Source organism: Methylobacterium sp. 142-1Y, assembly GCF_057747795.1.
On sequence record NZ_CM173224.1, the window covers coordinates 4,497,971 to 4,510,183 of the forward strand.

Annotated in this window: 15 protein-coding genes; 9 read left to right on the forward strand and 6 right to left on the reverse strand. The window is 70.7% G+C overall.

Going from position 1 to position 12,213, the window contains the following annotated elements; genetic code table 11:
• Nucleotides 1-441 precede the first annotated feature (441 nt).
• The 6 genes from AC3AOF_RS20550 to AC3AOF_RS20575 are packed head-to-tail and all read left to right on the forward strand — an operon-like array spanning nt 442 to nt 5,216.
• On the forward strand, nt 442-1,344 hold the full coding sequence (locus AC3AOF_RS20550) for an AAA family ATPase (protein WP_488346347.1): 903 nt from the start codon (nt 442-444) through the stop codon (nt 1,342-1,344).
• Nucleotides 1,341-2,549, forward strand: coding sequence for a vWA domain-containing protein (locus tag AC3AOF_RS20555; protein ID WP_488346348.1), 1,209 nt, complete (start codon nt 1,341-1,343; stop codon nt 2,547-2,549). Before AC3AOF_RS20550 ends, AC3AOF_RS20555 begins: the two co-directional genes overlap by 4 nt.
• Before the next feature lie 46 nt (nt 2,550-2,595).
• Nucleotides 2,596-2,919, forward strand: coding sequence for an XdhC family protein (locus AC3AOF_RS20560; protein ID WP_048452524.1), 324 nt, complete (start codon nt 2,596-2,598; stop codon nt 2,917-2,919).
• Nucleotides 2,916-3,614: an XdhC family protein gene (locus tag AC3AOF_RS20565; RefSeq protein WP_488346349.1), complete on the forward strand. Its 699-nt coding sequence runs from the start codon at nt 2,916-2,918 to the stop codon at nt 3,612-3,614. Before AC3AOF_RS20560 ends, AC3AOF_RS20565 begins: the two co-directional genes overlap by 4 nt.
• On the forward strand, nt 3,611-4,630 hold the full coding sequence (locus AC3AOF_RS20570; RefSeq protein ID WP_488346350.1) for a molybdopterin-binding protein: 1,020 nt from the start codon (nt 3,611-3,613) through the stop codon (nt 4,628-4,630). The genes AC3AOF_RS20565 and AC3AOF_RS20570 overlap by 4 nt, the downstream gene beginning before the upstream one ends.
• A complete protein-coding gene (locus tag AC3AOF_RS20575) occupies nt 4,623-5,216 on the forward strand; it encodes a nucleotidyltransferase family protein (RefSeq protein ID WP_488349025.1) in 594 nt (197 codons plus the stop codon). Before AC3AOF_RS20570 ends, AC3AOF_RS20575 begins: the two co-directional genes overlap by 8 nt.
• 20 nt (nt 5,217-5,236) lie before the next feature.
• Here the strand turns inward: AC3AOF_RS20575 and AC3AOF_RS20580 are convergent, their stop codons facing one another.
• From AC3AOF_RS20580 to AC3AOF_RS20595, 4 genes are all read right to left on the reverse strand, one after another.
• Nucleotides 5,237-5,770, reverse strand: a complete 534-nt coding sequence (locus AC3AOF_RS20580) for a LysE family transporter (RefSeq protein WP_488346351.1) — start codon at nt 5,768-5,770, stop codon at nt 5,237-5,239.
• A complete protein-coding gene (locus AC3AOF_RS20585) occupies nt 5,722-5,949 on the reverse strand; it encodes a hypothetical protein (RefSeq protein WP_488346352.1) in 228 nt (75 codons plus the stop codon). Before AC3AOF_RS20585 ends, AC3AOF_RS20580 begins: the two co-directional genes overlap by 49 nt.
• A 42-nt stretch (nt 5,950-5,991) precedes the next feature.
• The gene (locus AC3AOF_RS20590; protein WP_236989116.1) at nt 5,992-6,612 is read right to left on the reverse strand and encodes an exopolysaccharide biosynthesis protein; all 621 of its coding nucleotides are present in this window, start codon (nt 6,610-6,612) and stop codon (nt 5,992-5,994) included.
• Between the two features lie 372 nt (nt 6,613-6,984).
• The gene (locus AC3AOF_RS20595; protein ID WP_236989115.1) at nt 6,985-7,254 is read right to left on the reverse strand and encodes an usg protein; all 270 of its coding nucleotides are present in this window, start codon (nt 7,252-7,254) and stop codon (nt 6,985-6,987) included.
• Between the two features lie 358 nt (nt 7,255-7,612).
• Between AC3AOF_RS20595 and bcsS the strand changes: the two genes are divergently transcribed.
• Entirely contained in the window at nt 7,613-8,365 is a 753-nt protein-coding gene (bcsS, locus tag AC3AOF_RS20600; protein WP_488346353.1) for a cellulose biosynthesis protein BcsS, read from the forward strand.
• On the opposite strand, the gene AC3AOF_RS20605 is transcribed toward bcsS, so the two are convergent.
• A complete protein-coding gene (locus AC3AOF_RS20605) occupies nt 8,273-9,892 on the reverse strand; it encodes a cryptochrome/photolyase family protein (protein ID WP_488346354.1) in 1,620 nt (539 codons plus the stop codon). The genes bcsS and AC3AOF_RS20605 overlap by 93 nt on opposite strands.
• A gap of 136 nt (nt 9,893-10,028) precedes the next feature.
• On the opposite strand from AC3AOF_RS20605, the gene AC3AOF_RS20610 reads away from it, so the two are divergent.
• Nucleotides 10,029-10,895: a methionyl-tRNA formyltransferase gene (locus AC3AOF_RS20610; RefSeq protein ID WP_236989112.1), complete on the forward strand. Its 867-nt coding sequence runs from the start codon at nt 10,029-10,031 to the stop codon at nt 10,893-10,895.
• A gap of 6 nt (nt 10,896-10,901) precedes the next feature.
• Nucleotides 10,902-11,087, forward strand: coding sequence for a DUF2256 domain-containing protein (locus tag AC3AOF_RS20615; protein ID WP_488346355.1), 186 nt, complete (start codon nt 10,902-10,904; stop codon nt 11,085-11,087).
• A gap of 296 nt (nt 11,088-11,383) precedes the next feature.
• Here the strand turns inward: AC3AOF_RS20615 and AC3AOF_RS20620 are convergent, their stop codons facing one another.
• Nucleotides 11,384-12,208 carry a metal ABC transporter permease gene (locus AC3AOF_RS20620; protein ID WP_236992719.1) on the reverse strand — a complete coding sequence of 275 codons (825 nt, stop codon included), beginning with the start codon at nt 12,206-12,208 and terminating at the stop codon, nt 11,384-11,386.
• Between the last annotated feature and the right edge of the window lie 5 nt (nt 12,209-12,213).

Genomic DNA, 12,213 nt, shown 5'->3' on the forward strand with positions numbered 1-12,213 from the left:
CTTCTCCGGAAGCGGCGTCCCCTCTCCCGGCCTGGCACGAGTGCTGCGCACTCGCCGCAGGCCACCCTCCCCCGCAGAGGCTAGCGTGTTCACACATCTCGGTTTGAGCGCTTTCCCCTCAAAGGTAGCGCGCCTCTCCTCCCCCTTGTGGGGAGGAGCCGGAGGTGGGGGTGGTGCCAGATAAGGCTCAGCGGTGCCTTCTGCACCACCCCCACCCCTAGCCCCTCCCCACAACTTGCAGCGATACCGGGCAAGCCCGGGATCGCCGGGGGGAGGGGAAGCGCGCTTACCTTCAATGGGTTAGCATTCAGAGGAAAAGTGTGAATCCGCTAGCCCGCAGAGGGGGGAGGGGCTGGATCGGCGGCGTTCCGCTCCAATATCCCACCACTTGAATACCATCGGCGGACGCGACCGCCCCCGCGAGAAGCAGCGCCCGCCACGATGAATCTCCCCACCTCCATCGACGCCACCCAGGCGCTGCTCTCCTCGGCCGGCTACGTCGCCGACCGGGCGCTCTCCACCGTGGTGTTCCTGTCGCTCAAGCTCCAGCGCCCGCTCTTCCTCGAAGGCGAAGCCGGGGTCGGCAAGACCGAGATCGCCAAGGTGCTGGCAAAATCCCTCGGCCGGCCGCTGATCCGGCTGCAATGCTACGAGGGGCTCGACGTCGCGGCGGCCGTCTACGAGTGGAACTATGCCGGCCAGATGATGGCGATTCGCCTCACCGAGGCCGGCGGTGCCGTCGACCGCGAGCGGCTGGAATCCGAATTGTTTTCCGAGCGCTACCTGATCCGCCGGCCGCTACTCCAGGCGCTGGAACCGGGCGCGGGCGGGGCGCCGGTGCTGCTGATCGACGAACTCGACCGCACCGACGAGGCCTTCGAGGCGTTCCTGCTCGAGGTGCTTTCGGATTTTCAGGTCACGATCCCCGAACTCGGCACGATCCGCGCGCCCGAGCCGCCGCTGGTGATCCTGACCTCGAACCGCACCCGCGAGATCCACGACGCGCTCAGGCGCCGCTGCCTCTATCACTGGGTCGATTACCCGGATGCGGAGCGCGAACTGCAGATTCTGCGCACCCGCCTGCCGCACGCGCCCGAGGTCCTGTCGCGCCAGGTGGTCGCCTTCGTGCAGGCGATCCGCAAGGAGGACCTGTTCAAGGCGCCCGGCGTCGCCGAGACGCTGGACTGGGCGACCGCGCTCGTCGAACTCGACGCCATAGCCCTCGATCCGACGCTGGTCATCGACACGCTCGGCGTGCTCCTGAAGTACCAGGACGACATTCAGGCGATGCAGGGCGGGCGCGCCAAGGCGCTGCTCGACGCGGTGAGATCGTCGGCCGGATGAGCGACGCGCCCGCAGGCTCCGGCCGGCTTGCCGACAACATCGCCTATTTCGCCCGGGCCCTGCGCGCGGCCGGCGTGCCGGTCGGGCCCGGCGACGTGATCGACGCCGTCGAGGCGGTCGAGGCCGCGGCGATCGGCAGCCGCGAGGACTTCTATTGGACCCTGCACGCCGTGCTGGTGCGCCGGCGCGAGCACTCGACGCTGTTTGCGGAGGCCTTCCGGCTGTTCTGGCGTCGGCGCGACCTCATCGAGAAGATGATCGCCCAGATGTCGCCGGTGGCCCCCGACAAGGCGCCGCCCAAACCCCCGACTGCCGGGGCGTTACGGGTGCAGGACGCCCTGTCGCCGAAATCCGAGCGGCCCAAGCCCAAGGTCACCGAAGAGGATCTCACCACCGTCACCCTGTCGGTGTCGCAGGCCGAGGTGCTGAAGGCCAAGGACTTCGCCCAGATGAGCGCCGAGGAGGTGGCCCAGGCCCGCCGGCTCATCGGCTCGCTCCGGCTGCCCGACGACGCGACCCGGACCCGGCGGTTCGAGGCGCGCCCGCGCGGGCGCATCGATCCCCGCCGCAGCTTCCAGCGCACGGTGCGGGCGGGCGGGGCCATCGATCTCGCCTTCCGGGCGCCGCGGGAGCGGCCGCCGCCGATCGTGGCGCTCTGCGACATCTCCGGCTCGATGGCGGAGTATTCGCGCCTGTTCCTGCACTTCCTGCACGCCCTGTCCGAGCAGCGGCGGGTTCATAGCTTCGTCTTCGCGACGCGGCTCACCAACATCACCCGGGAACTCACCCGCCGCGATCCCGACGAGGCGCTGGCGCGGGCCAGCGCCCGGGCGCAGGACTGGGAGGGCGGCACCCGCATCGCCGAGGCGCTGCACCTGTTCAACCGGCACTGGTCGCGCCGGGTGCTCGGCGGCGGCGCGGTGGTGCTGCTGTTCACCGACGGGCTGGAGCGCGAGGTGACGCCGGAGCTGACCCACGAGATGGACCGCCTGCGCCGCTCCTGCCGACGACTGGTCTGGCTCAACCCGCTGCTGCGCTTCGAGGGCTTTTCCGCCCGGGCCAGCGGCATCCGGGCGATGCTGCCGCATGTCGACGATTTCCGGCCGATCCATAGCCTGTCGGCGATGGCGGACCTCTGCCGCGCGCTCGGCGCGCACCAGCCGCGCGGCCGCGAGCCGAAGGCATGGTTGCGCGAGGCCGGCTGACACCTAACTGTTGTGGCGGGGCTGACCGTCCCGGAGATTTTGCCCGATGCTGTCGACGGACACAGACATCCTCGCCACTGCCGAGGCCTGGCGCGAGGCCGGCCGCGGCGTGGCGCTCGCCACCGTGATCGAGACCTGGGGCTCGGCCCCGCGCCCGGTCGGTAGCCACCTCATCATCGACCAGGAAGGCAACTTCCTCGGCTCGGTCTCGGGTGGCTGCGTCGAGGGCGCGGTCATCGCCGAGGCCGCCGACGTGATCGAGGACGGCAAGCCCCGGGTGCTCGAATTCGGCGTCGCCGACGAGACCGCCTGGCGGGTCGGCCTGTCCTGCGGCGGGCGCATCCGCGTGCTGGTCGAGCCGGTCGCGTGAAGCTCGACATCCTGCGGGAGATGAACCGGGAGCGCGCCGCCCGCCGCGCCGTCATCCTGGTCACCGATACCGCCGACGGCGCCCAGCGCCTGGTGCGCGAGGCTCAAGCCGAAGGTGATCCGCTGGCGGCCGAGCTGGCGGCCCGATTCCGCTCGGGCAAGAGCGGAATCGTCGAGGCGGAGGGGCGCTCGCTGTTCCTCACCGTGCAGGTGCCGCCGCCGCGCCTCGTGGTGATCGGCGCCGTCCATATCAGCCAGGCGCTCGCGCCGATGGCGCAGGCGACCGATCTCGACGTCACCATCATCGATCCGCGCACCGCCTTCGCGACGCCGGAGCGGTTTCCCGACGTGCCGCTCCTGGCACTTTGGCCGGACGACGCCCTGGCGCAGCTGCCGCCGCTCGATCGCTATACGGCGGTCGCGGCCCTCACCCACGACCCGAAGATCGACGATCCGGCGCTGATCGCGGCGCTGAAGGTCGAGTGCTTCTATGTCGGGGCGCTGGGCTCGCGAAAGACGCATGCTAAGCGCGTCGAGCGCCTGACCGCCGCCGGTCTCACGGATGAGCGGATCGCCCGCATCGCCGCGCCGATCGGCCTCGATATCGGGGCGGTCAGCCCGGCGGAGATCGCCGTCTCGGTGCTGGCCCAGGTGATCGCGGCCCTGCGCCAGGATCGCCGCCGGGCCCCCGCATGAGGTTCGGCCCGGTTCCGATCGCACAAGCCGTCGGGCTGATCGCCGCCCATTCGGTGCGCGCGGGCGAGGCGGTGGTGAAGAAGGGCCGGACGATCACCCCGGACGAGGCCGCGCGGCTTGAAGCCGCCGGGATCGGCGAGGTGGTGGCGGTGGCGCTCGAACCGGGCGATGTCGGCGAGGACGCGGCGGCGGATCGGCTCGCGGCGGCCGTCGCCGGGCCGGGCGTCGCCGTCGAGCCGCCCTTCACCGGCCGGGCCAATCTCCACGCGTCGCAAGCCGGCCTGCTCGTCCTGGACGAATCGGTGATCGCGGCCGTCAACCGCGTCGACGAGGCGGTGACGCTGGCGACCCTGGTGCCGTTCAAGCCGGTGGTGCCCGGCGAGATGGTGGCGACCGTCAAGATCATCCCCTACGCGGTGCCGGGTGCGGTCCTCGACCGGGCCCTCGCTGTGGCCGCACCGGCGATCCGGGTCGCCCCCTACCGCCTGACGCGGGTCGCGGCGATCTCGACCGTGCTGCCCGGGCTTAAGCCGAGCGTGGTCGACAAGACCCTTCGCACCCTCGACGCCCGCCTGGGCCCGGCAGGCGCCCGTATCGTCGGCGAGGCCCGGGTGCCGCACGAATCCGGCGCGGTCGCCCGGGCTCTGCGCGAGGCGATCGAGCGGGACGGCGCGGAGCTAGCCGTGGTGTTCGGCGCCTCGGCGATCGCAGACCGGCGCGACGTGATCCCGGCCGGGATCGAGGCCGCGGGCGGCATCGTCGACCATCTCGGCATGCCGGTCGATCCCGGCAATCTGCTGCTGCTCGGCCGATTGGGTGAGGCGCCGGTGATCGGGGCGCCTGGCTGCGCCCGTTCGCCGAAGGAGAACGGCTTCGACTGGGTGCTCCAGCGCCTGCTCGCCGGCCTGCCGGTCACCCGCGACGACATCGTCGGGTTCGGGGTCGGCGGACTTTTGATGGAGATCGTGTCGCGGCCCCAGCCGCGGGACGGCGGGGAGAGCACGGATGATGCCTGAGCCGGTCGGCACGGTGCTGCTCGCCGCTGGCCGCGGCACCCGCTTCGGCGCGAACCCGAAGCTCCTGAGCCCGCTGGACGGCAAGCCCCTGGTGCGCCACGCGGCGGAAGCGGCGGTGGCGGCGGGTCTCGGCCCGGTGGTGGCGGTGCTCGGCCATGCGGGTGAGCAGATTCGCGCGGCCCTCGCCGGCCTGCCGCTCACGCTCGTCGAGAATCCGGACTACGCTGAGGGCCTGTCGACCTCGCTCCGCGCCGGGCTCGATGCCCTACCGGGCGAGATCACGGCGGCTTTGGTTCTCCTCGGCGACATGCCGCGGGTCGGGCCCGGCCTGCTGGTGCGGCTCGCCGAGGGTTTTCGCTCCGCATCCGTCGCTCCGTCCGCGGTGGTGCCGGTGCGGGACGGGCGGCGCGGCAACCCGGTACTGCTCAACCGCCGTCTCCTCGGACCGGGGATCGCCACCCTCGACGGTGACCGCGGCGCCGGCCCGCTACTGGCGCGACGCGACGATGTCTTTGAGTTGCCGGTGGACGAGGCCGGGGTCCTGATCGACGTCGATACGCCGGCCGCCCTGGCGGGCCTGACCTGACTCGCGCGGGCGGTGACCGCTCAGATCGGCAGCCGCGCGGTGAGAACCCGCAGGCCCGCCCCGGCGAAGAGCAGGGCGAAGGCGCCCTCGAACCAGCGTCGCAGGCGCAGGTAGCCGCGAGCCATCCGGCCGTTCGAGAACAGCCAGGCATACCCGGTGAAGATCAGGGCGCTCTGCAGGCCGATGGCGGCGATCACCATTACCAGTTCCGCCGGCGAGGTCCGGGGCGACAGGCCCAGCGTGTAGAGCGAGCCGAAGAACAGGATCGCCTTGGGGTTGGTCAGGTGCAGGGCGAGGCCCTTGGCGTAGGCCCGCGAGACCGAGCCCTCGACGGCGTCGGGCGGCCGAGCCAACGGCCCGCGGATCGCGCTGCGCGCCGACCTGTAGGCGAGGTACAGCAGGTAGGCGCCGCCGCAATGGCGCATTCCCTCGATCATCCAGACGCTCGATGCCATGACCGCCGCCAGCCCGAGTGCCGCGGCGATCGACCAGGTCAGGGAGCCGGTCACGACGCCGAGCGCGAGCGCGAGGCCGGTGCGGCGTCCGGCCTGCATCGCGCGGTGTCGGCGATCGCCAGCGTCGCCGGGCCGGGGCTGGCGCTGGCGACGAAGGCCGCCGAGAGGATCAACGGGAGACTGATCGAGAGGGACATCGCGTCGGTCCACTTGAGCACCACATGGGCCATGGCCGGACGCGCCAGGGCGCCCGACCGCGACCAACGCAACGCCAGCAACCCGGCCGGGCTCCGGACCTCATCGGAACGTGAGGGGCCGCCTCACGCCGCCGCGGCCGCACCGAGGTTCAGGAGCCCCATCACGGCGGTGAACACCGCGTAGACGAAGCCGAGATTAAGGGCCACGCCGAGCACGCCGACGCCGAGACCCGCCGCCACCACGATGCCGTCGCGCTCGACGAGGCCGAGGCCGACCAGGGTCACGGCGAGGCCGAGCGGAATCTGGCCGACCAGGGGAGCGGCGACGATCAGCACCAGGGAGAGTGCCAGGATCAGCACCCCCATGGTGCGCATGCCGATGTCGTTCTCGAATACCCGCAGCCGCGGCCGCGACCAGCGCTCGAGCCGGCGCAGCAGCGGCACCGCGCGGGAGACCGCCCGCTGCAAGTCGGACCGGGCGATCGAGCGGCCCAGCAGCGCCCGCGGCAGCCAGGGCGCCGACATGCCGGCGGCGATCTGCGCCGCCACGAGGGCGAGGAGCAGGCCGCAGATCAGCGGGATGGGCGGCGGCATCGGCAGGCAATTGGGCAGGCCGAGCAGCACGACGAGGAGCGCGAAGGCCCGGTCGCGCAGGACAGCCACGATGTCGCCGACGGTCAGCCGCTCGGTTTCCTGGGCGGCGAGGACGGTCAGGACCTCGGAGGTGCGGGCGAATTGGGTCACGGGGCTCTGGTCGTCCGGTGCCGGGGAGGCGCTGCCCGGCGGGACCGCGGGACCCTCGAACGAGGGCGCGACGCTCGCCGCCGGAGTCGCTGCGGCCCGGGCCGGGGTCGCGCGGCTCCCTCTAGCCCACTCCGCCGCTCGGGCCAACCCGCGCGCATGGGTGGTCCCCGCGCCGAGATCGGCGCGGGCCGGGCCTGCGGCGAGAAGGGGCCCGAGCCGCCGTCGAAGCGGTCCGGCCGCGGAGAGGATGCGCCTGTGCATGGTTCACCGACGTGAGCGCCGCGCTGCCAGAGCGCGACCGTTGAGGGCCTCACACACGGCCAACCGGGCAATCGTAGGGCAAAGCGCCAAAAAAACGCCGCGCCGCCCGATTCAGTGCAGCGTCAGCACCCCGTTCACGGCGCGGAATTCCGCCGGCTTGATCAGGTGCGAATGCGCCACCCGGACCGAGTGCAACGGCCCGTCCAGCTCGCGTTTCCAGAAATCCAGGAAGCCGTTGAGCACCGGGAAGCGCGGGGCGAGGTCGTAATCCTGCCAGACATAGGTCTGCAGCACGCCGGGATGATCGGGAATGCGGTAGAGGATATGCGCCGTGGTCAGGCCGTAACCCTCGATCTGCTGCCGAAACTCCTTGGAGACCATGGAACCTCCTGAGCGTTAGACGATCCTTCTGGGGTGCACAGCGCTTTGCCGACCAAGCGTCCGATGATGCGGTTAATCAATGGTTACGCTCAAGCGAAAACAGAAGCTAATACGTTGATTTTTCAGGTAATAGCAGCCTATCCGCGCGAGTGCTGACAGCGCCGGGGCGCGTCCGTGCATTCGTTCCGCGCCAGGGTCCTTCCGGAGACGAAGGCTCTCGACGAGATCCGGCAGCGTGGCCGTCTTCGGGCGAGGCTGCGGGCGATGACGCGAATCTGTGACGTAGTCCCGACTGCCACTTGACGTTGCGTTTCATGGAAAAGATATTTCCATATTCGCAACGTCAAGCCCGGCCGCCGTGCCTCTTCTCCGCGCCCGTCCAGCCCTGCTCTATGCAGCAGTCAGCCTCGCCTGTCCGGAGGGCGCCCTCGCCGACGAGCGCGAGGAGGTACGGACCGTGCTGTTCGGCAGCCTGGATGCCGGCCGCTCGACCTTCGTCAGCGCCGGGGCCAAGGTCGCACCGGGCGGGATCGGCCGGGACGGGTTCGTGACCCTGGCGACCCTCGGCTACGGCCTGCGGCCGGAGCGGGACTGGTGGGGCGATCCGCGGGGGAAGGCCGGGCTGACTCCGCCCCGGACCCTGCGCCATACCGTCCAGGCCGGTGCCGTCGCGGGCTGGCAATGGGTGCGCGAATGGGGTGTCGCCGCGCTGTTCGCCGGGCCCGAAATCGCCTTCGAGGTGCTGGACAGCCCCGGCACGAAAAGGCTGCCCACGCCGCGAATCGGGGCGCGGGTGCAGGGCGAGCTGTGGGCCCGGCCGACCGAGACGACGCTCCTGACCACGACGCTGATCGCCGGCACCGCCCGCTGGAGCGCCTGGGGCCGGGTCTCCTGGGGCATCCGGGTGCCGGAATGGAGCGCGGCCTATCTGGGGCCCGAGGCGGCGCTCTACGCCGACCGGACCGGCTACCGGAAATGGAGCCTCGGCCTCCACGCCACCGATTTCGCCATTGCCCGTTTAAGCTTTCGCGTCTCCGCGGGCTGGGTCTACGAGGAACAGATCCGGCGCCCGGGCGCCTACGGCACGCTCACCGCCTGGCTGCCGCTCTGACCCGCTCAACGAATCGAGAAAGCGGCCGGCATCCGCCACGATCGCCTTGCGCCGCGTCGGCGCCATCGTATCGAGGGTGCGGTAGGGCATGGCGAGGCGCGGGTTGCCGCGCAAGCGATCTTCGTTCGCGATCAGGAAGTTCCAGTACAGGTAGTTGAACGGGCAGGCCGTCTCGCCGGTCTTCGCCTTCACGTCGTAGGCGCAAGCCCGGCAGTAATCCGACATCCTGTCGATATAGGCGCCGGACGACGCATAGGGCTTGGAGCCGAGGAGCCCGCCATCGGCCCACAAAGCCATGCCGTGGACGTTGGGCAATTCCACCCATTCATAGGCATCGGCATAGACCACCAGGAACCATTCCTCGACCTGGCGCGGGGCGAGGCCGGCCAGAAGCGCGAAATTGCCCAGCACCATCAGGCGCTGGATGTGGTGGGCATGCGCGTGGGCCCTGGTGTCCCGCACGCATTCGGCGAGGCAGGCCATGTCGGTCTCGCCCGACCAGTAGAACCACGGCAGGTCGCGGGTGGCATCGAGCGCGTTGGTCTCGGGGTATTCCGGCATCCGGGCCCAGTAGAGCCCGCGCACGTATTCGCGCCAGCCGAGGATCTGGCGGATGAAGCCCTCGACGGCGTTGAGGGGCGCCGAACCCTCGCGCCAGCGGCCCTCCGCGGCGCGGCAGACCTCCTCGGCATCGATAAGGCCGAGGTTGAGGGCGGGCGCGACCAGCCCGTGATAGAGGAACGGCGTGCCGGACCGCATCGCGTCCTGATAATCGCCGAACCCGGCCAGGCAGTCGTCCAGGAAGTGCCGCAGGGCCTCCAGCGCCTCCGTGCGCGTCACCGGCCAGGCGAAGCCGTCGAGATCGCCGAAATGGTCGGGGAAGCGACGGGCGACGAGATCCATCACCTCGCGCGTCACCGCATCGGGCGGGAAGCGGCGGCGCTCCGGCACCGCGTGGTCCGCGGGCAGGCGGCGGCGGTTGTCGTGGTCGAAGTTCCAGCGCCCGCCCGCCGGCTCGCGCCCCTCCATCAGGAAGCCGGTGCGCCGGCGCATGGCGCGGTAGAAGGTCTCCATCCGGAGGGCCTCGCGCCCCTCCGCCCATCGGGCGAAGACCGGGCGCGGGCACAGGAAGCGGGTATCGTCCCGGATCTCGACCGGCAGCCCGAACCGCTCCTCCCAATCCCGCATCATCGCCTCGACCCGCCACTCGCCGGGTTCCGTCACGACGATGCGGTCGGGCCGGTGGCGGTCGATGGCGCGTCCTACCTCGCCGGTGAACGAGCCGGCATTCTCCGGATCCTCCAGGGCGACGTAATCGACCGTGACGCCGCGCTCGCGCAGCTCGGCCGCGAAGTGGCGCATGGCGGAGAAGACCAGCACCAGTTTCTGCTTGTGGTGGCGCACATAGGTCGCCTCCTCGAGAACCTCGACCATCAGCACCGTGTCGGCGGCGGGATCGAGGTCGGTGAGGGTGGCCAGCCGCGGATGGACTTGGTCGCCGAGGACGAGGCGGAGGGTACGCGACAAAGGTCAGCCTCGTGAGAGCCTGTGCGAAACATCGGCTAACACACGCACCATTGCGACTCTCCTGCGACTGCCCATAACACACCCCTAGCTAGGGCGCGTGGCGCTACCGGACGTCGGGGTGCAGGGAGTTCGCGACGTGAAATTCGCCTTCGCGGGAATCGATTTCCTGGGCGGTGTGTTCGAGGGGCTGGTCGCGTCGGGCTGGCAGCCCATCAAGCTGTTCTCCCGCCCCTGCGACGGGATCTACGACCAGAACGAGACGGTGGTGGCGCTCGCCCGGCGGCACAGGGTGCCGATCCAGCTCTCGCGCATCCGCGTCGCCGACATCGAGGCCCTCTCGGCCGAGCACGGGCGCGACTGGGCGCTGGTGGTGGCGGGGTATCCGTGGCTGGTCACCGGCTGGCCGGGCCGGGTGCGCTACGCCCTCAACATCCATCCCTCGCCGCTGCCGGACGGGCGCGGGCCCTACCCGCTGTTCCGCGCCATCCTCGATTCGTACGAAAGCTGGGGCGTGACCGCCCACGTGCTGGCCGAGGGCGGGTTCGATATCGGCGACATCCTGGCCCAGGACGTCTTCCCGATCTCCGGCACCGAAACGCACGAGACCTTGCTGACGCGCTGCCAGATGGCGGCGGTGCGGCTCGCGCGCGGGCCGATCGCCCGGGATCTGCCCGGCCTGTGGCGCAAGGCCGAGCCGCAGGGCGACGGCGCCTACTGGCCGCGGGTCACCGACCTCGACCGGACCCTCGATTTCCGCCAGCCGGTGGCGGCGATCCTGCGCCGGGTGCGGGCCTTCGGCGCCATCGAGACCCTGGCGCGGGTCAACGACAACCGCGTCTTCGTGCAGGAGGCGAGCGGCTGGACCGAGGGCCACCGCCATGCCCCCGGCACGGTGGTGCATTCCTACCGCCGGCAGATCCTGGTGGCGGCCCGTGACGGTTACGTGCAGATCACCCGCTGGAGCGCCATCCCGCTCGCCGATGCGGACAAGACCGGACGCTGATCCCCGATGCCGAAGATGCGCCGCAAGGGCGACCTGCCGCAGAAACTGTGCGCCCAGTGCGGCCGGCCCTTCGCCTGGCGCAAGAAGTGGGAGCGGGTCTGGGACGAGGTGCGCTACTGCTCCGATGCCTGCCGGCGGGCGGCGCATCGGGGCGAGCCGGCGCGGCCGCCCGAATCTCAAGCTTCCAGATGACGCGGTGCCTGTTCGACTTGCGAGGTCAGCATCGCGAAGGACTTTTCTCTTCCATCTGCAACGATATCACGAAAGCACGCTTGAGGCGGAATTTTATCTTCAAGACTTGAGATAATCGGTATTATCCTATCCATTCTCCTCATCCTGAGGTGCGACCAAAGGAGGCCTCGAAGGAGGGCTCCAGAAGTCTCGCGATCCCTGGAGCCCTCCTTCGAGGCCAGTCGATTTTCAATCGACTGACACCTCAGGATGAGGTCGAGACTTGGATGGATTGCGCCGATCGGTCGAGCGGGCTCTCAAGCCTCGAGGTGACGGGCGGGCAGGAGCCGCCAGACCAGGCCGCCGCGGGGCCCGAGCAGCATCGAGGCGATGTAGAGAACGCCGGCGGCGAGTACGATCGCCGGCCCGGTCGGCAGGCTGGCATAATAGGAGACGAGGAGCCCGGCCACGCTCGCCGCCAGCGCCAGGATCACCGCTGCCGGCATCAGCCCGCTGAGGTCGAGGGCCCAGAACCGGGCGGTGATCGCCGGCAGCAGCATCAGCCCGACGGCGAGCAGGGTGCCGAGTGCCGCGAAGCCGCCGACGAGGTTGAGCACCACCAGGGCGAGGAAGCCGTAATGCACCGGCCCGCTCGCCCGGCCGACCGAGCGCAGGAACAGCGGATCGACGCATTCCATCACCAGCGGCCGGTAGGCGACGGCAAGTCCCGCGAGGGTCACGGTGGCGATGCCGCCGAGCAGCACCAGGGCGTCGTCGTCGAGGGCCAGCACCGTGCCGAACAGGATGTGCAGGAGATCGATCGACGAGCCCCGGGCCGAGATCAGCAGCACGCCGGCGGCGAGCGAGATGAGGTAGAACGCCGCCAGGCTCGCATCCTCGCGCAAGACCGTCGAGCGGGCGATGAGGCCGGAGAGGAGCGCCACGGCGAGGCCGGCGACGAGGCCGCCGAGCGTCATCGCCGGCAGCGACAGGCCGGCCCACAGGAAGCCGATTGCCGCGCCGGGCAGGATGGCGTGGCTCATCGCCTCGCTCATCAAGCTCATCCGGCGCAAGGTCAGGAAGACCCCGACCGGCGCCGCGCCGACCGACAGGGCGACGCAGCCGGCGAGCGCCCGGCGCATGAACG

Coding starts and splice junctions, on each gene's coding strand:
- AC3AOF_RS20550 (WP_488346347.1), top strand. CDS start 442: ATGAATCTCCCCACCTCCATCGACGCCACCCAGGCGCTGCTCTCCTCG.
- AC3AOF_RS20555 (WP_488346348.1), top strand. CDS start 1,341: ATGAGCGACGCGCCCGCAGGCTCCGGCCGGCTTGCCGACAACATCGCC.
- AC3AOF_RS20560 (WP_048452524.1), top strand. CDS start 2,596: ATGCTGTCGACGGACACAGACATCCTCGCCACTGCCGAGGCCTGGCGC.
- AC3AOF_RS20570 (WP_488346350.1), top strand. CDS start 3,611: ATGAGGTTCGGCCCGGTTCCGATCGCACAAGCCGTCGGGCTGATCGCC.
- AC3AOF_RS20575 (WP_488349025.1), top strand. CDS start 4,623: ATGCCTGAGCCGGTCGGCACGGTGCTGCTCGCCGCTGGCCGCGGCACC.
- AC3AOF_RS20580 (WP_488346351.1), bottom strand. CDS start 5,770: ATGCAGGCCGGACGCCGCACCGGCCTCGCGCTCGCGCTCGGCGTCGTG.
- AC3AOF_RS20595 (WP_236989115.1), bottom strand. CDS start 7,254: ATGGTCTCCAAGGAGTTTCGGCAGCAGATCGAGGGTTACGGCCTGACC.
- AC3AOF_RS20615 (WP_488346355.1), top strand. CDS start 10,902: ATGCCGAAGATGCGCCGCAAGGGCGACCTGCCGCAGAAACTGTGCGCC.
- AC3AOF_RS20620 (WP_236992719.1), bottom strand. CDS start 12,208: ATGCGCCGGGCGCTCGCCGGCTGCGTCGCCCTGTCGGTCGGCGCGGCG.